Source organism: Sandaracinus amylolyticus, from assembly GCF_021631985.1.
Classification (GTDB): domain Bacteria; phylum Myxococcota_A; class Polyangia; order Polyangiales; family Sandaracinaceae; genus Sandaracinus; species Sandaracinus amylolyticus_A.
In genome coordinates this window covers 5,401,094-5,417,715 of sequence record NZ_CP070225.1, presented here as the reverse complement: position 1 = coordinate 5,417,715, position 16,622 = coordinate 5,401,094, and the positions used below count along the sequence as shown (strand labels likewise).

Below are 16,622 nucleotides of genomic sequence, written 5' to 3'. Positions count from 1 at the left end.
CAAGCCAGCGCCATGGGCCTGGTGGTCGCCGCGTTCCGCACCGAAGACCCGCTCGCGCTCCTGCCGCGGCTGCGTGACCGCACCGAGGCGCTGCTCGGCGCGCGCGTGTCGCTCTCGATCGAGCCGGCGGGCTATCACTTCGTGCTCGACGGACTGAACGTGGTCGTCGTCGAGCACGACGCCGAGCTCGAGGTCCGCACTGGCGGGATGTCGTGGCTCGCGGGCGCGGGCCAGCGCATCCGGCGCGTCCGCGATGCGCTCGGGTCGCTCGGTGGCGTGGAGCGGATGGGATGGCGGGCGCGACGGTTTCGCTACGCCGTGGCGCGACCGAGCGCGGAAGATGTGACGCGTGCGCTGGGCGCCGGCGCGGTGCATCGATTCCCCGCGTGGGCCGTGATGCGCTCCGGACTGCGCACGCCCGTCGAGATCCAGCTGCACGAGCGCGCGCTCCAGCTCGAGGCGCCGATCGTGATCCTCGGCCGTCTCTACGATCGCGCGGTCGCCGCGGCCTCCGAGCTCGCCGAGCGCATCCCGCTCGGCGGTGTCTGAAGCTCATCGCTCGGCCAGGAACGCGAGGAGGCGCGCGCCGTCGAGCTCCGGTGCGAGCCGCGCGAGCAGCTCTTCGGGGCTCGTGCCGCGATCGATCTCCGCGATCGCGTCGCCGATCGCGCGCTCGCCGCGCGTCGACTCGAGATAACGCACCATCGCGAGGCTCTGGTGGTAGGCGAGCCGCGCATCGCTCGGATCGTCGATCTCGAGGAACGAGCCCGCGATCGAATCCATCGGGATCCACATGCGCGAGCGGACCATCATCGCCCAGCTGCGGTGATGGTCCGGGCTCTCCTCGCCCGAGAAGCGCTGCGCCATGCCCTCGTCGAGCCAGTAGGGCGCGCGCCTCCCGCCGCCGGGCCGCGCATGCAGCTGCGCGTGGAGCGACTCGTGCCGGAGCGCGATGCGCGCGCGCGCCTCGGGACCACGCAGCGTCTCGGCGTCGACGTGCAGCGATCCGTCGAAGAGCGCGCCGCTCCACGTCGGAGCGCACGTCGCGGCGCGCATCGCCGTCGCATCGTGGTGCACCACGACGAGCAGCTCGGTCGCGCGCGTGGTGCGCGTCCATCGCGCGGCCTCGCCGAGCGCGTCGTCGACGGTCGCGAGCGCGCGATCGATCACCGCGGCGTCGAGATCCGAAGGCGCGCGCAGCACCACGCCGCGCCGCACGCGTCGCGTGGTCCCGCGCAGAACGATCGCGAGCTGCCTCGCACGCGCGCGGATGCGTCGCGCGCGCACGTCCTCGGGATACTCGGCGAGGTACACCTCGAGCGCGCGCATCGCGAGCTCCACGTCCTCGCTGCGCGCCGTGCGCGTCGCGAGGGCCCACGCGATCGCGGGATCCTCGGCGTCGCGGGAGAACGCCTCGCGCAGCGCGTCCTTGGCGCGCGCCTCGTCGTCGTCGCGGAGCGCGACGAGCGCCTCGAGCACCGGCCCCGCGGGGTCCTCGCGTGAGAGCGACGATGCACGACGCGCCCAGCGCTCCGCGTCGCGAAGCCGGCCCTCCGAGAGCGCTCCGATCCCCACGTGCAGCGCGGCAGCGGCGGCGTGATCGAACCCGGTTACGAGACGATCGGGCGCGTTCGCGATCATCGTGATCGCGCCCTCGACGTCACCGCCGCGCGCGAGCCGATCGAGCCCTTCGCGCAGCGCGGCCGATGCGCCCGCCGAGGCACGAGCCCGCGCCGCGAGCTCGCTCTGCCGTGCCTCGAGCACCTGTGTGATCGAGGGCCGCGCGAAGGCCTCGACCTCCTCGTCGGGCGCGCAGGGATCGTCCGCGCCTTCGACGACGCGCGGTCGGGCGCGCGGTGTCGGCATCGGAGGCGGCTCGCTCGGCGGCGGTGGCGGCGCGACCGTCTCGATCGGCGCCGGGACGATCGGCGCGACCGTCTCGACCGGTGCCTGCACGACCGGCGCATCGGGCGCGTGCGCGGGGCGCGCGACGGCGATCCCGACCGCCACCGCGATCGCGATCGCCACGACGACGACGCTCGCGCGCTTCACTGCCCCCAGCGTCCCCGACCGCGCGCCGCGCGTCGAGCGCCGCGCGCAATCACAGCCCCATCGGGCCGTGACCGTCCATGTTCGACACGAAGAAGCGCTCGCGCGTGTTCTCCAGCGCCTCTGCGAGCGGCGGCGCGGCGCAGAAGAGACGCTTGCCCTCGAGCTTCACGAACCCGTTGTCCTCGAAGGCGCGCACCCAGCGCGGATCTGCCTGGTTCGCGATCACGAGCTCCGCGCCCCGATCACGCAGGTAGTCGAACGCCGCGTGGATCACCTCGCCCGCGTTCGCGACCGGCGCGAGGTAGTCCACCACCGTGCCCACGCGACAGTCGCCGTAGCGATGGTGCCCCTTCATGTCGCGCACGCAGACCACGGCCCAGCCGAGATCCTCGCCCGCCGCATCGCGCACCCGCAGCCGGATCTGCTCCGACCACTCGGGCTGCGTCTCGCCCTCGGGCAGCAGCGTGTTCATCACGCGCGCATCGCGCACCGCGATCGCGTCGTAGTCGTGCTTCGCGCGCTCCCACAGCGCATCGGCCCAGGGACCGAAGCTCGACACCACCTCGGCCTTCGCGCCGAAGCGCTTGAGCGACCGCAGCCGCAGCCCCGCGTGCAGCGCGCGCCCGCCGATCGACGCCGCGCCGCTGAACGCCGCGAGGTCGAGCGCGAGGCGCGTGCGCGGCTGCTCGCGCAGGTACTTGTTCTTCCGCGCGAAGTGGAAGGGCCGCACGACGCGCAGCAAGAACGGCGTCGGGATCATCGTCCACTTCAGCTTGTTCAGCAGCTGCAGCACCGGCGCGTCGTCGCCGCCGTGGCCCCACGAGAAGAGCAGCGGCTGCTTCTTCAACATGTCGCGGAACAAGCGCAGCCCCAGCGCGCCGTAGCGGTTGTCGTACGCGCCTTCCGAGAACGGCCCCTGCCAGTCCGCCACCATCTTGGTCTGGCCGTGGATCCACCACGCCTGCGGCTTGAGCGCGTAGCCCGCGCGCACGTGCTCGCCGTCCTCCACCGCCAGCCAGTACTCGCGCCACACCGGCTGATCCGTGGTGCGCTTCGGCAGCCACACCGGGAGCGCGTCGACGTAGAAGCCGTACTGCGAACCGCCCTCGCGCATGCGCGTGTTGAACGCGTCCACGCGCATCTTCCACTGCGGATCGTGCGGAACGATGTGAATCGCCATGTCGGAGTCGCGGATGGTGGAGGAGCCCGCTGCGCAGCGCAACGGCGTCCGGTCACGTGTCGGCGACCCCACCATGAGCACCGTGGGCGCGACGACCAGGGTGTGGTCGGCCGCTCGCGCGCTCATGTCACGCGTCAGGGGCCGGAGCGCGCGAGGTGACATCGCGCGCCGGTGCTCGGGGCGCTGCGATGGATGGAAGTCCGAATTGGTTCTCGTGGACGGCGCTGGTCCTCTTCGCGCCGCTCGTGATGGTGCTCTTCGCGCGGCTCCAGCCGGTGCTCGCGACGGTCGTCACGATGCTCGGCGCGGTGATGTTCCTCCCAGAGGTCATCCGCTTCGATCCGCCGCTGCTGCCGCCGATCGACAAGCAGACCCTCGCGGCGTTCTGGGTCTTCATCGGCTGCCTGTGGCGCGCGCGTGATCGCGTCTGGTCCGCGAAGCCGCTGCGCGGCGTCGACTCGTTCATCTGGCTCGTGCTCGCGGGCAGCATCGGCACCGCGATCACGAACCCCGACGACGTCGTGACCGGCCCCGTCGTGCGTCAGGGCCTCACGATGTACGACGCGTTCGCGGGCGTCGTGAAGGACGTCCTCTTCGTCTTCCTGCCCTTCTTCATCGGGCGCGCGATGTTCCGCACGCCCGACGACCTGCGGGTCTTCCTCAAGGCGCTCGTGGTCGCGGGGCTCGTCTACTCGCTCTTCGCGCTCTTCGAGATCCGCATGAGCCCGCAGACGCACTGGCAGATCTACGGCTATCACCCCGCGAGCTTCGAGATGATGATGCGCGGCGGCGGATACCGTCCGACCATCTGCATGATCACCGGCCTCGCGGTCGCGATGTTCTTCCTGAGCTCGATCATCGCGTCGATCGCGCGCACGAAGATCGGCGAGTCGAAGTGGTACGTGCCGACGTACCTCACGGCGGTGTTCGTGCTCTGCAAGAGCACCGGCGCGATCGTCTACGGGCTCTTCCTGATCCCGCTGATGTCGGTGGTGCGGAAGCCGAAGCTCTGGCTCCCGCTCGCGCTCGCGGCGCTGGTCTTCACGTTCCCGCTGCTGCGCCACGCGGACCTCTTCCCCACGCGACAGATCACCGACTTCTTCATGGGCATCAGCGAGGACCGCGCGCTCTCGCTGTGGTTCCGCTTCGAGAACGAGGATGCGCTGCTCGATCGCGCGCGTGAGCGGCTCTGGTTCGGGTGGGGCGGGTACAGCCGGCAGCGCGTGTACGATCCGATCACCGGCGAGGATCTGTCGGTGACCGACGGGCACTGGATCATCCAGCTCGGAGAGCGCGGGATGATCGGGTACATCGGCATGTTCGGGATCCTGCTCTGGCCGATCATCAGCGCGTACCGAGCGCGCAAGCGCATCGCGGACGATCACGATCGCCAGATGGTCGCCGCGCTCGCGCTGATCGTCGCGATCAACGCGGTCGACCTGCTGCCGAACGGGCTCTTCTCGTACCTGCCGTACTTCTATTCGGGCGTGCTGGCGGGCGTGATCCCGGCGTTCACCGCCGCGCGCACGAGCGCGCCGGGGAGAGGCCCGGCCGCGCGTGCCGCCGCGCGCGGGAGCAAGCCGCCGCAGCGACGCAGCGTGGTGCCGGCGACGGCGTGACGCCGCGAGCACATTCCGCACACAAAGTCAATGGAAGTCCGTTATTGGTGACGCGTTCCGCTGCTGCCTGACGCGCACCCTCGGTCCCTTGTATCGTACTCGATTCATCGGCTACTCACGCCGCCGATGAATTCCAAGCAGTTGCTCTTCACCGCGCTGGCGGCCGCTCTCTTCTTCGGCTGCGACGGCGCGACGACCTCGAGCCCGGCGGACCTGGATCCGCGTGATCCTTCGACCGACGAGCCGGTCGACCCGGGCACCGACATCGGTGGTGATGCAGGCGTGACCGCGCCCTCGGGCGACGACGCGGGCACCGCGGTCGAGCCGACCGAGCCCACCACGCCGGTCGCCGACGCGGGCACCGCGACGCCGACCCCTCCGCCGACGACCCCGCCGACCACGCCCCCCACGACCGAGCCGCCGACCACGTGCGTCGGTGAAGGCTGCACGTGCATCCGCGCGCGCGAGCTCTGGGCCGACGACTTCGAGACCGGCGACAACTCCGCCTGGACCGGCCGGGGCTACGGCGACCCCTGGGGCGACGCCTGCCAGAGCACCGCGGTCAGCACCGTGCACCCGCACAGCGGCCGCTACGCGCAGCGCTCGGAGATCGTGTGCCCCTCGTCGTCGCCCGACGGCGTGCACCGCGGCTACGGCGGCCTGCAGTTCAGCGGCGAAGACGTGCTCCCCGCGCACACCAACACCGGCACCGGCCTCGACGCGCCGAACGGCATCGTGTCGACGTTCCACACGTGGCTCGAGCCCGGCTACGAGTTCGGCAACGGCCGCTGGGTGAGCCTCTTCACGATCAACCCGACGTGCGGCTACACGGAGCGCGTGATCACGCTCGGCCTCGACAACCCCGACGGCATCCTGCGCCCGGCGCACCACTGGCCCGAGGGCACGCTCACGATCGAGCCCGACGCGCAGCCGATGCCGCTCGGTCGCTGGGTCCGCATCACGGTCTACGTGAACTTCTACTCGGGTGAGATGCACGTCTGGCAGGACGGCCGCAGCGTCGAGCACGTCACCGGCATCACGCGCCAGACGAAGCAGATGTGCCAGTGGCACTGGGGCCTCTACGCGAGCGGCGACAACACCGACGTCGTCATGTTCGAGGACGACATGAGCGTGTGGAAGCTCGACCAGGCGTGGACCGACTGGTCGCGCGAGCCCTGGCTCGGCGAGACCCAGTCCGTCTGCGAGTGAGCTCGACCTGAACGAGCGATGCGGCGCGCGGTCCCTCGTGGATCGCGCGCCGCGCGCGTTTTTCAGCCGATCTCCACGCGATCGCGGCCGCGTGACTTCGCGTGCAGGAGCGCATCGTCCGCGGCGCGGACGAGCGCGGGCGCGCCGCCCTCGTGATCGAGCGAGCTCGCGACGCCGACCGACGCCGTGATCGCGAGCTCGACCCCGCGCGCGCGCACCCGCAGCCCGCGGATCGCGGCGCGGATCTGCTCACCGATCGCCCGCGCGGCGAGCACGTCGGCGCCGGGCACGATCACCGCGAGCTCCTCGCCGCCGTAGCGGAACGCGCGCATGCCGCGCGAGAGGAGCGCACGCACGCGCTCGCCCACCGCGGCGAGCACCGCGTCGCCCACCGGATGTCCGTGGGTGTCGTTGATGCGCTTGAAGTGATCGAGATCGATCAGCACCAGCCCGAGCGCGCGCCCGTTCGCGAGCATGTGGTGCAGCAGCTCGAGCCCCACGCGTCGGGCCTCGAGACCGGTGAGCGCATCGGTGCGCGCCTCGCTCGCCACGCGCGCGAAGCGACGCGCCGACTCGAGGGCGCGCCCGGCGTGATCGGCGACGAGCCCGAGCACGAGCCGCGTGGTCGCATCGGGCACCACACCGGTGAACGCGTTGTCCGCGGCGAGCACGCCGACGAGCTCGCTGCGCACCCGCATCGGCGCGGCGATGGTCGTCGGAAGATCGAAGAGCCCGGCGAGATCGTCCTCGGGCTCGAGCCCTTCGCGCATGCACGCCGCGATCGGAGAGCGCGCGGGGGCGCGCAGATCCACGCGGCGCGCGCGCACCGCGTCGTCGAGGGCGCCGCGCGCATCGGCGCGACGCAGGCCCACCTCGTAGAGCGTCTCGAGGTCGGGCCGCTCCGCTTCGATCGCGCGCCACACGCGATCGGCCTCGACGCGATCCGCGGGGCCGACCGCGGCCGCGCCGATCAGCACGTTCGGATCGTCGGCGCTCGGCACGAAGAGCATCGCGCGGTTCAGCCCGAGCCCCACGCCCGCGGTGACACCGGTGAGCACCGCGTAGGCGGTCGCGTCGGGCTCGTCCGCCTCGCGCACGAGGTTCGCGAGATCGTGGAGCAGGCGCAGCGCCCGCCGCAGCGCCGCGTTCTCGCGCTCGAGCTCGTCGAGGCGGGCCATCACGCGCGAGCGTAACGCGACCTGCGTCCGTCAGCGCGCTGCGAATATCGGCTCGCCGCTGCGCGCGCTTCCGTCCGGGCCCTCCGGGACGAGCACTCCCGTCAGCGCGCTGCCAATGCGCGTGCGACGGCGCGCGCGTCGAGATCACGTCCGTCCAGCGCGCTCTCCATCACGTCGCGCAGCTCGTCGTCCGCGGTGTCGGTGAGCGCGACACGCACCTTCGCGCGCAGCGGCTCGGGCGCGCGGGAGAGCGAGACCGCCGCGCCGATGCGCTGGACCCGCGGGGCCGCAGGGGCGGTGGCGATCGCGATCAGCCGCTCCGCGCTCACCGCGCCCGCGCGGTAGGTGCCGGTGCCCGCGCGGAGGAGGCGCTTCACGTCGGTGATCCACGTGCGCACGTCGCGCCCGTTCGGCTCGAGATCGACCACACGCTCGACGGTGGCCGCGCGGTACGCGTCGAGCGCGCGCTGCGCGTCGCTCGCGAGCTCGGCCGAGTCCTCGACGAAGAAGCGAATGGGCTCTGCGTCGCGGAGCACCAGCACGAGCGTGCCCAGCTCGTCCTCGAGCGTCGGCTCCTCGTCGACGCGCTCGACCTCCGACCACCGCACGAAGCAGTCGCCGCGCTCGCGCGACGACCAGCGCACACCGTCGGCCCCGATCGCGAGCGCGCCCGCGTCCTCGAGCAGACGGCCCGCTGCGTTCCACGAGTGCGCGGCGTGACGGCCCACGCCGATCGCGGTCGCGAGCCCGACGAGGATTCCGCCGACCACGCTCGCCTCGCCGAACGTCGGATCGAGCCCGAGTGTCTGGGTCAGCGCGACGCCCGCCATGATCGTCAGCACGCTGGTGCAGCCGATCAGCGGCGCACCGAGCGTCGGGACCGAGAGCGCGACACCGGCGCGGGCGAGCCAGGTCGCTGCTCTGCGGGGCCGGACGATCGCGCGCAGGCGCATCGTCCCAAGCCTGGTCCGGTCAGGACTCGGTGACCACCGCGATCAGCACACCGCCTTCGACCTGCTCGCCGGCGCGCACGCGCAGCTCGCTGATCAGGCCTGCATGCGGCGCCTTGACGGCGTGCTCCATCTTCATCGCTTCCATCACGACGATGGTGTCGCCTGCCGCGACGTGCTGGCCCTCGGAGACCAGCACCTGGAGGATCTTTCCGGGCATCGGCGCGACACATCCGTCGGCCGCGGCCTCGGCGTCGCGATCGCGGAAGCGCGGCTGCTCGCGCACGACGATCGAGACGCCGTCGGCGTGCACGAAGTGGCGCTCGCCGTCGGTGATCACGCGAGCCCGCACGCGATGACCGCCGGGCAGCTCGAGCGCGATCTCCGGTCCGCTCACGCTGCGACGCACGCGTCCTTCGAGCGCGCCGGCATCGCCCGTGACCTTCACGTCGAGCGCACCGCCACCGCGATCGACGTACTCGACGTGCACCGTGCCGATGCCCTCGATGTCGTGCGCGACGCGCTCGCCGTGGAGGCGGCTGAGGCGGAACCCGGTGATCGGCAGGCTCGGCAGGATCGCGCGCGACGCGGCCCGCGTGTGCTGCGCGAAGAGCGTCGCGGCGAGGGCGGCGATGCGCGCGCGTGCGGGCTCGATCGTCTCCGCGAGCGCGCCCTGCATGCGCGTCTCGATGAAGTGGGTGTCGAAGTCGCCCGCGTGGAAGTCGGGATGATCGATCACGCGCAGCAGGAACGCGCGGTTCGTGACGAGGCCCTGCACCGAGAGCGCCGAGAGCGCGCGGCGCAAGCGCTGGATCGCGTCGGCGCGCGTCGGGCCCTTGGTGATGATCTTCGCGATCATCGAGTCGTAGTGGACCGGCACCTCGTCGCCGCTCTCCACCGACGACTCGATGCGCAGCCAGTCCTGCGCGAGCAGCTCCGCAGGGAGATGGAAGTCGAGCACGGGCCCGGTCTGCGGGAGGAACCCGCTCGCGGGATCTTCGGCGCAGAGGCGCACCTCGATCGACGCGCCCCGCCATCGCGAGGCGAGGTCTTCCTGCGTGAACCGCAGGCGCTCGCCGCGCGCGACGCGGATCTGCTCCTCGACGAGATCGAGCCCCTCGATCACGCCCTCGGTGACCGGGTGCTCGACCTGCAGGCGCGTGTTCACCTCGAGGAAGTAGTAGTGCCCCTTGGGATCGAGCACGAACTCGACGGTGCCGGCGTTCGAGTAGCCGATCGCGCTGCACAGCTTCACCGCGTCGGCGCCCATGCGCGCGCGCACCTCGGGCGTGAGCACGGGCGAGGGCGCTTCTTCGACGACCTTCTGATGACGGCGCTGGATCGAGCACTCGCGCTCGAAGAGGTGCACCAGGTTCCCGTGCTCGTCGCCGAGCACCTGGATCTCCACGTGGCGCGGCTGCTCGACGTACTTCTCGACGATCAGCGTTCCGTCGCCGAACGAGCTCTCGGCCTCGCGCCGCGCGCTCTCGATGGCATCGACGAGCGCGGCGTCGCTGCGCACCTGTTCTCCGAGGAGGAGGCGCATGCCCTTTCCGCCGCCGCCCGCCGATGCTTTGAGCAGCAACGGATATCCGATCGACTTCGCCTCGCGCGCGATCGCGTCCGTCGACTGCTCCGCGCCGCCGTAGCCCGGCACCACCGGCACGCCGGCCTTCTCCGCGGTGACCTTCGCCTCGCGCTTGAGGCCCATCGCGCGGATCGCGGCAGGCGTGGGCCCGACGAAGATCAGCCCCGCGTCGCGCACCGCCTGCGCGAACTCCGCGTTCTCGGCGAGGAAGCCGAAGCCCGGATGGATCGCATCCGCGCCCGTCGCCTTCGCGGCCTCGAGGATGCGATCGACGCGCAGGTACGACTCGCGGCTCGGCGCAGGCCCCAGGCGGAACGCTTCGTCGGCCTCGCGCACGAAGAGCGCGTGCTCGTCGGCGTCGGAGAACACCGCGACGGTCGCGATCCCCATCTTCGCGCAGGTGCGCATGACGCGAATGGCGATCTCGCCTCGATTGGCGACAAGGAGCTTTCGGATGGTGCGCATCTCTCGCCTTCTCGAGCGGGTCAGTGTCGGAACACGCCCCAGCTGGTCGTGCCGCGGACCGGTTTCGTGTGGGTGATCGACAGGCACATCCCGACGACGCTGCGGGTGTCGCGGGGATCGATGATTCCGTCGTCCCACACGCGCGCAGTCGCGAAGAACGGATCGCTCTCCTGATCGATCAAGCCCTCGGTCATCTGCTTCATGACCCCGAGGCGCTGCTCGTCGACGGTCTCGCCCTTCTTCGCCGCGGCCTCGCGCTGGATGATGTCGAGCACGCCCGCGAGCTGCTTTCCACCCATCACCGCGATGCGGTGGTTCGGCCACGTGAACAGGAAATTCGGCTTGTACGCGCGGCCCGCCATCGCGTAGTTCCCCGCGCCGTAGCTCGCGCCGATCATGATCGTGATCGAGGGGACGGTGCTGTTCGACACCGCGTTGATCATCTTGGCGCCCGCCTTGATGATCCCTTCTTCCTCGTATTTCCGACCGACCATGAAGCCGACGATGTTCTGCAGATAGAGCAGCGGAATGTTGCTCTGATTGCAGAGCTGGATGAACTGAGCGCCCTTGTTCGCGCAGCTCGTGAACAGGATTCCGTTGTTCGCGAGGATGCCGACCGGATGCCCGTGCACATGCGCCCAGCCGCACACCAATTCGGGCCCGTAGAGCGGCTTGAACTCGCTGAACCGCGACCCGTCGACGATCCGCGCGATCACCTCGCGCGCGTCGAACGGGATGCGCACGTCCGCGCTCGCGATGCCCAGCAGATCCTCGGCCGGATAGAGCGGCTCGTCGACCTGCGGAGAGGGCGGCGGACCGCCCTTCTTCCAATTCAGGTGCGCGACGATCTCGCGCCCGATGCGAATGGCGTCCTCTTCGTCCTCGGCGAGGAAATCACTCGCGCCCGACACCCGCGAGTGCATCTCGGCGCCACCGAGCTCCTCGTGCGTCGTCTCTTCGCCGGTCGCCATCTTCACGAGCGGCGGGCCGCCCAGATAGACCTGCGCCTGCTTCTTCACCATGACGACGTAGTCGCTCATCCCGGGGATGTAGGCGCCTCCCGCGGTCGAGCTGCCGAACACCAGGCACACCGTGGGCGTGCGCTCTTCGCTGCGCTTCGTGAGGTCGCGGAATCCGCGCCCACCGGGCACGAAGATCTTCGACTGATTCGGCAGGTCCGCGCCCGCGCTCTCGATCAGCGAGATCGACGGCAGCCCGTTCTGCTCGGCGACGTCGGAGAGGCGCCCCGACTTGATCACCGAGTACTCGCTCATGGCGCCGCCCTTCACGGTCGCCTCGCTCGCGGTGATCATGCACTCGACGCCGCTGACCACGCCGATGCCGCCGACGACGCTCGCGCCCGGCGCGTGGCCCTGGATGTCGAGCCCGGCGAGCGGCGCGAGCTCGAGGAACCATCCGTCGCGGTCGAGCAGGCGCTCGACGCGCTCGCGTGGAAGCAGCTTGCCCGCCTCGACGTGGCGCGCGTTGTACTTCTCGCCGCCGCCTTCGCGCGACTTCGCGAGCGACTTCTCCAGCTTCGCGAGCGACGCGAGGTTCGCCTCGCGGTTCTTCTGCGCGATCTCGGAGCGCAGATCCGCGCGCGAGCGCAGCACGGGATAGGCCTGCGTGAGCTTGCCTTGGGAGCGCATGCGCGGAGGCTAAACAAGACGGGGCCGCCGCGTCAATGAATGGCGATTCAGTGACCCTGGGTCACAAGACGCCCCGCGCCTCGAGCGCGTCGCGCAACGAATCGGCTCCGTCGAACACGATCGCGTCCATCCCGAGCGCGCGCGCCGCGTCGCAATTGCTCGCGCGATCATCGACGAAGAGCGCCTCGCCGGGCAGCAGACCGAGCGTGCGGCAGGGCCCGAGGTAGGCCTCGGGATCGGGCTTCCTCACCCCGAGCTCGTACGAGACGAACGCCGAGTCGAGGCGCGCCGCGAGGCCACACTGCTCGTCGATCCAGCGGTACCAGGGCGGGTAGTTCGAGAGCGCGTGGAGCGTCGGGCGCGGCGAGCGGGCACGGAGCTCGTCGAGCAGCTCGCGCATGCCGGGCAGCCACGCGTACGCGGCGCGCACGCACGCACGGAACGCGTCGCGATCCCACTCGCGATCTCCCATGAAGATCGCGAGGAACGTCGGCTCGTCGATGCGCCCGAGCTCGAAGTCGACCCACGCCGTCGGGTGCTTCGTCGCGATCAGCTCGCGCTTCGTGACACCGAAGAACGCGGGCATCTCCTCGTGGAAGGGATCGCGCACGAGGGTGTCCATCACGTCGAAGAGGATCGCGCGGGGAGGGCTCATCTCCCTCGATCCTGCGGCGACTCAGGGCGTGAGTCGATGATCGAGCGGCTCGCGCAGCGCGTGGATCGGCGCTGCGTCCATCCCGAGGGCGCGCGCGTCGTGCTCCGCTTCGGCGAGCAGCGCGCGCGTCTGGGTGCCCACCTTCGAGAAGTGCACCTCGAGGTAGCGCTCGAGATCGAAGGGCGCGAGCGCGGGGACGAGCGCGACCAGCGGTGCGAGCAGAGGCGCGCGCAGGAGCGACGCGATCCACGGCGGCCGCGAGCGCGTCGCGAGCGCGAGCAGCACCCGCGATCCCGCGAGCGCACGCGCGAGGCCCGGCCCGCGCCGCAGCGCGCGCAGCGACCACCCGCTGGCCTCGAGCGCGGCGACGATCGGCAGGAGGATCGCGGACGACTTCGCGAGCTCGAGCGACGCGTCGGGCACCACACGCGCGGGGCATCCTCCGGCCCGCAGCGCGCGCGCGACCTGCTCGGCACGCGCGCGATCGTCCGACGAGAACATCGTCGGCGTGAGGGGCGGCAACCAGTACGCGATCGCCTCGGGCGCTCCGACCTCGCGCGCATCGCGGGATCCCTCGAGCGGGCTCGCCCACGCGACGACGCCGATCGCGCCCGAGACCAGCGCGCGCGCACGACCGAGCCGCTCGCGAACCCGCGCGCCGGGCTGCAGCGACACCAACGTCGCATCGCCGATCGCCTCGATCAGCGCATCGATCCACGGTTCGTCGAGCGCGTTGGTCGGCAGCCCGAGCCACACCTGATCGAAGCGCCGTCCCGCGATCTCGGTCACGTCGGTGAGCACCTCCGTCGGCACGAAGCGCGCGTCGCGCCGCGCGCCGAGCATCGGCACCCGCCGCACCCGCACGCCGGCGCGCAGCTCGTCGGCATGGCGCGGGCGCACCAGCACCGAGACGCGCGCGCCGCCCGCCGCGAGGCAGTGCCCGTAGACGCGCCCGATCGCGCCGGCGCCGACGATCAGGATCTCGCTCAACGCGCCTTCTTCTTCGCGGCCTTCTGCGCGTCGGGGCTGCCCGCCAGCGGCTCGCTCTTCTTCGCGACGAGGTACGCGTTCCACCCGGGATCGTTGGTCGTCTTGGTCACGCGATGGAAGGTGCCGGTGCCCTGACCTTCGTCGTCCTCGCCCTCCCAGTACGCGTCCACGCCGACGAAGCCCGCCTCGAGCAAGAGCTCGCGCAGCTCCGCGAGCTGCCAGAGGCGCCAGTCGTACGTGAACGCGCGCTCGAGCTTCGATCCGTCCTTGAATTCGTAGGAGATGTGACAGACGAAGTGATTCGAGATCGGGTCGTACTCCGCCTGTTCCCAGACGTACGTGAATCCGTCGCAGAGACGTCGCTCGGTGAGCTCCTGTTGCGACTCCCACCCTCCGATCGCGTCGAGCACGAAGAGCCCGTCGTCGGTCAGCGACTTGCGCGCTGCTTCGAAATAGCGGCGCAGGAGATCGCGCGTCTGGAAGATCTGATAGCTGTAGTTGTACGCGCCGATGACCTCGACCTTGCGGCGCGTCGGGAGCATCACGTCCTGCTCGAGCAGCGTGATGCGCTTCGCTGCCTCGCCGATCGGCGCGAGGTTGTGCGCGATGCCCCAGTCGAGCGTCGGGCGATCGATGTCGAGCCCGAGCGCCGTGCGCGCAGGATCGCTCTTGACCCACTTCGAGCAGAGCAGCGCAGTGCCGCAGAAGTCCTCGCGGAGGTGCAGTGGCTTGCGCCCGGTGTGCCGCTTGAACGCCTGGTTCAGGAATCGGATCTCGTACTCCGGCGCTTGCACGCTGCGCTGATAGAGATCGTGCTTGTCGGCATTGCTCGCATCGAGGCGCGTGCGCGCGCTCGAGCTCGACTTCTTCTTCTGGCGAGGACGGCTCATCGGCGCGCCTTCTACTCCGCCGCGGCCGTGACGAAAAGGCCGCCGTGCAGAGAGCCGTCGCGAAATGTCCCGAACACGTGCGAACGTTGCGACGCCCGCCGCGGCGTGTACTTCGCGTCCGCTGGCGCGGGGATCGCATGGACGGCGCCGTCCTGGACTCGCGATCGCGCGTCCGCTCGGAGGATCGAGCCATGACCGACACCACGACCAAGAAGAACCTGGAACGTCTCGCCGAGCGCATGGAGCGCATCGGCGAGGAGCTGCGCGTGCGCGCTCACCTCGCCGGTCTCGACGCGAAGGACGCGTGGGATCGCGCGAACCTCGATCGCGTCGGCGACGAGCTCGCGGAGCTGCGCGACGAGCTTCGCGTGCAGCTCCACCTCGCGAGCCTCGACGCGAAGGACGCGTGGAACCGCATCGAGAAGAAGATCGAGCTGCTGGGCGCCACCCCCGGCGTGCACGGCGACGAGATCGTGCGCGAGCTCGCGAGCAACCTGAGCGAGGCGGCGCGCTCGTTCCGCGCGCAGCCCGCGTCGCGCGAGACCAGCGAGCGTCGGTGAGCGAAGCGCGAACGGCATCGGCACACGCGGCCGTTCGCCTCCCATCGGGCGAGCACGCGATCTGGGCGTACGCCGCGGGCTACTTCCTCGCGTACGTGCCCTACGGGCTCGTCACGAAGGCGCTCTCCGAAGGGCGCCTTCCCGGCGCGCCCGAGCGCATCGCAGGGCTCGCGTTGCTCCCGATCTCGACCGCGGTCTCCGCGATCGGGATGCTGTTGTTCCTCGGCGCGAGCGGCCTCTGGCAGCTCGCGCCGCGCGCGCACGTCCTGGGCGCGTCAATCCCGGTGCCGCGCCGCGCGACGTTGCTCTCGGGCGTGTGCACCGCCGCGATCGTGCTGACGACGACGCTCGCCTACACGTTCGAGGGCACCAGCATCGTCGCGATGATGTTGATGATGCGCGGCGGCGTGCTGGTGATCGCGCCGATCGTCGATCTCGTCAGCCGGCGTCGCGTGCGCTGGTACTCGTGGATCGGGCTCGGGCTCAGCGCGCTGGCGCTCGGCGACGCGCTCCTCGGCGCGCTCGACGCGCGCATCGCGCCCCTCGCGCTGCTCGACGTCGCGATCTACCTCGGCGCGTACTTCGTGCGACTGCGCCTGATGAGCCGGCTCGCGAAGGGCGAGCCCGACGCGAGCCATCGCTTCTTCGTCGAGGAGCAGCTCGTGGCGACGCCGATCGCTCGCCGTGATCGTCGTGGTCGCGCTCCTCGATTGCGGCGTGGTCGGCGCGACGCTCGCGCACGGACTCCTCGATCTGCCGCGCACCAGCGCGATCGGCTGGATCGTGGTGATCGGCCTCTGCTCCCAGGCGACCGGGATCTTCGGCGCGCTCGTGCTGCTCGATGCGCGAGAGAACACGTTCAGCGTCCCGGTGAACCGCGCGTCGAGCATCCTCGCAGGCGTGCTCGCGACGGCGCTGCTCGCGTGGCTGCTCGGCGGTGCGACGCCCGATCGCGGCGAGCTGATCGGTGCGGCCCTGGTGGTGCTCGCGATCGTCGTGCTCGCGCTCGGGCCGCGCCTCGATCGGCGGCGCGCGTGATGCGCGTGCTAGAAGGCGCCGCATGACGGATCTGGATCGAGCGCTCGGAGCGCGAGCCGGCGGGCGCTGCGAGCTGTGTGGCGCGACCGAGGCGCTGCGCGTGTACGTCGTGCCTCCGCGGAGCGCCGCGCCCGACACGAGCGTGCTGGTGTGCGGCACGTGCGCGGCGCAGCTCGCGGGCGATGCCGCGCTCGATCCGACGCACTGGTTCTGCTTGAAGGAGTCGATCTGGAGCGAGGTGCCCGTGGTGCAGGTCGTCGGTCTGCGGCTGCTCGCGCGCCTCGGGGACGCGTCGTGGGCAGCCGAGCTCCGCGCGCAGATCTGGGTGCCCGACGAGGTTCAGGCGTGGGCCGACGACGTGCCCGCCGAGGCCGAGCCCGACGTCGACGCACCGACGCTCGACAGCCACGGCGCGCCCCTCGCGACCGGCGACTCGGTCACGCTGATCAAGGATCTCGACGTGAAGGGCGCCGGGTTCGTCGCGAAGCGCGGCACGCTCGTGAAGAACATCCGCCTGACCGACGACCCCGCGCACGTCGAGGGCAAGGTCAACGGCGTCGCCATCGTCCTGAAGACGCAGTTCCTGAAGAAGGCGTGAT

The 16,622-nt window shown here is 71.0% G+C and carries 16 protein-coding genes; 6 read left to right on the top strand and 10 right to left on the bottom strand.

What is annotated here, in order from left to right:
- Positions 1-12 precede the first annotated feature (12 nt).
- Entirely contained in the window at positions 13-549 is a 537-nt protein-coding gene (locus I5071_RS22875) for a hypothetical protein (protein WP_236514599.1), read from the top strand.
- A gap of 3 nt (positions 550-552) precedes the next feature.
- Here I5071_RS22875 and I5071_RS22870 read toward each other — a convergent pair whose 3' ends face one another.
- Positions 553-2,052, bottom strand: coding sequence for a hypothetical protein (locus tag I5071_RS22870; RefSeq protein WP_236514597.1), 1,500 nt, complete (start codon positions 2,050-2,052; stop codon positions 553-555).
- A gap of 49 nt (positions 2,053-2,101) precedes the next feature.
- Positions 2,102-3,232, bottom strand: a complete 1,131-nt coding sequence (locus tag I5071_RS22865) for a hypothetical protein (protein WP_236514596.1) — start codon at positions 3,230-3,232, stop codon at positions 2,102-2,104.
- Between the two features lie 188 nt (positions 3,233-3,420).
- Here I5071_RS22865 and I5071_RS22860 point away from each other — a divergent pair, with 188 nt between their 5' ends.
- A complete protein-coding gene (locus I5071_RS22860; RefSeq protein WP_236514594.1) occupies positions 3,421-4,851 on the top strand; it encodes a hypothetical protein in 1,431 nt (476 codons plus the stop codon).
- Between the two features lie 126 nt (positions 4,852-4,977).
- Entirely contained in the window at positions 4,978-6,060 is a 1,083-nt protein-coding gene (locus tag I5071_RS22855) for a hypothetical protein (protein WP_236514592.1), read from the top strand.
- A 62-nt stretch (positions 6,061-6,122) separates the two neighbouring features.
- On the opposite strand, the gene I5071_RS22850 is transcribed toward I5071_RS22855, so the two are convergent.
- The 7 genes from I5071_RS22850 to I5071_RS22820 all read right to left on the bottom strand — a co-directional run bounded on the left by I5071_RS22850 (position 6,123) and on the right by I5071_RS22820 (position 14,425).
- Entirely contained in the window at positions 6,123-7,238 is a 1,116-nt protein-coding gene (locus I5071_RS22850; protein WP_236514590.1) for a sensor domain-containing diguanylate cyclase, read from the bottom strand.
- Positions 7,239-7,339: 101 nt separating this feature from the next.
- A complete protein-coding gene (locus I5071_RS22845) occupies positions 7,340-8,191 on the bottom strand; it encodes a hypothetical protein (protein WP_236514588.1) in 852 nt (283 codons plus the stop codon).
- A gap of 19 nt (positions 8,192-8,210) precedes the next feature.
- Complete coding sequence (locus I5071_RS22840) at positions 8,211-10,241, bottom strand: acetyl/propionyl/methylcrotonyl-CoA carboxylase subunit alpha (RefSeq protein WP_236514586.1); 2,031 nt, start codon at positions 10,239-10,241, stop codon at positions 8,211-8,213.
- 20 nt (positions 10,242-10,261) lie between these two features.
- A complete protein-coding gene (locus I5071_RS22835) occupies positions 10,262-11,890 on the bottom strand; it encodes an acyl-CoA carboxylase subunit beta (protein ID WP_236514584.1) in 1,629 nt (542 codons plus the stop codon).
- A gap of 61 nt (positions 11,891-11,951) precedes the next feature.
- Positions 11,952-12,545, bottom strand: coding sequence for an HAD family hydrolase (locus I5071_RS22830; protein ID WP_236514582.1), 594 nt, complete (start codon positions 12,543-12,545; stop codon positions 11,952-11,954).
- A 21-nt stretch (positions 12,546-12,566) separates the two neighbouring features.
- The gene (locus I5071_RS22825; RefSeq protein WP_236514580.1) at positions 12,567-13,535 is read right to left on the bottom strand and encodes a ketopantoate reductase family protein; all 969 of its coding nucleotides are present in this window, start codon (positions 13,533-13,535) and stop codon (positions 12,567-12,569) included.
- The gene (locus tag I5071_RS22820; RefSeq protein WP_236514578.1) at positions 13,532-14,425 is read right to left on the bottom strand and encodes a class I SAM-dependent methyltransferase; all 894 of its coding nucleotides are present in this window, start codon (positions 14,423-14,425) and stop codon (positions 13,532-13,534) included. The genes I5071_RS22825 and I5071_RS22820 overlap by 4 nt, the downstream gene beginning before the upstream one ends.
- 191 nt (positions 14,426-14,616) lie before the next feature.
- On the opposite strand from I5071_RS22820, the gene I5071_RS22815 reads away from it, so the two are divergent.
- Positions 14,617-14,985: a hypothetical protein gene (locus I5071_RS22815; protein WP_236514575.1), complete on the top strand. Its 369-nt coding sequence runs from the start codon at positions 14,617-14,619 to the stop codon at positions 14,983-14,985.
- 275 nt (positions 14,986-15,260) lie between these two features.
- Here I5071_RS22815 and I5071_RS22810 read toward each other — a convergent pair whose 3' ends face one another.
- Positions 15,261-15,623 (bottom strand): hypothetical protein, encoded by a 363-nt coding sequence (locus tag I5071_RS22810; RefSeq protein ID WP_236514573.1) that lies wholly within the window; start codon positions 15,621-15,623, stop codon positions 15,261-15,263.
- Positions 15,624-15,669: 46 nt separating this feature from the next.
- Between I5071_RS22810 and I5071_RS22805 the strand changes: the two genes are divergently transcribed.
- Complete coding sequence (locus I5071_RS22805) at positions 15,670-16,023, top strand: hypothetical protein (protein WP_236514571.1); 354 nt, start codon at positions 15,670-15,672, stop codon at positions 16,021-16,023.
- Positions 16,024-16,045: 22 nt separating this feature from the next.
- Positions 16,046-16,621: a PhnA domain-containing protein gene (locus I5071_RS22800; RefSeq protein WP_236514570.1), complete on the top strand. Its 576-nt coding sequence runs from the start codon at positions 16,046-16,048 to the stop codon at positions 16,619-16,621.
- The last annotated feature ends 1 nt before the right edge of the window (position 16,622 follow it).

Coding starts and splice junctions, on each gene's coding strand:
- I5071_RS22875 (WP_236514599.1), top strand. CDS start 13: ATGGGCCTGGTGGTCGCCGCGTTCCGCACCGAAGACCCGCTCGCGCTC.
- I5071_RS22865 (WP_236514596.1), bottom strand. CDS start 3,232: ATGGCGATTCACATCGTTCCGCACGATCCGCAGTGGAAGATGCGCGTG.
- I5071_RS22860 (WP_236514594.1), top strand. CDS start 3,421: ATGGATGGAAGTCCGAATTGGTTCTCGTGGACGGCGCTGGTCCTCTTC.
- I5071_RS22855 (WP_236514592.1), top strand. CDS start 4,978: ATGAATTCCAAGCAGTTGCTCTTCACCGCGCTGGCGGCCGCTCTCTTC.
- I5071_RS22850 (WP_236514590.1), bottom strand. CDS start 7,238: ATGGCCCGCCTCGACGAGCTCGAGCGCGAGAACGCGGCGCTGCGGCGG.
- I5071_RS22845 (WP_236514588.1), bottom strand. CDS start 8,191: ATGCGCCTGCGCGCGATCGTCCGGCCCCGCAGAGCAGCGACCTGGCTC.
- I5071_RS22840 (WP_236514586.1), bottom strand. CDS start 10,241: ATGCGCACCATCCGAAAGCTCCTTGTCGCCAATCGAGGCGAGATCGCC.
- I5071_RS22835 (WP_236514584.1), bottom strand. CDS start 11,890: ATGCGCTCCCAAGGCAAGCTCACGCAGGCCTATCCCGTGCTGCGCTCG.
- I5071_RS22830 (WP_236514582.1), bottom strand. CDS start 12,545: ATGAGCCCTCCCCGCGCGATCCTCTTCGACGTGATGGACACCCTCGTG.
- I5071_RS22820 (WP_236514578.1), bottom strand. CDS start 14,425: ATGAGCCGTCCTCGCCAGAAGAAGAAGTCGAGCTCGAGCGCGCGCACG.
- I5071_RS22815 (WP_236514575.1), top strand. CDS start 14,617: ATGACCGACACCACGACCAAGAAGAACCTGGAACGTCTCGCCGAGCGC.
- I5071_RS22810 (WP_236514573.1), bottom strand. CDS start 15,623: ATGGCTCGCGTCGGGCTCGCCCTTCGCGAGCCGGCTCATCAGGCGCAG.
- I5071_RS22800 (WP_236514570.1), top strand. CDS start 16,046: ATGACGGATCTGGATCGAGCGCTCGGAGCGCGAGCCGGCGGGCGCTGC.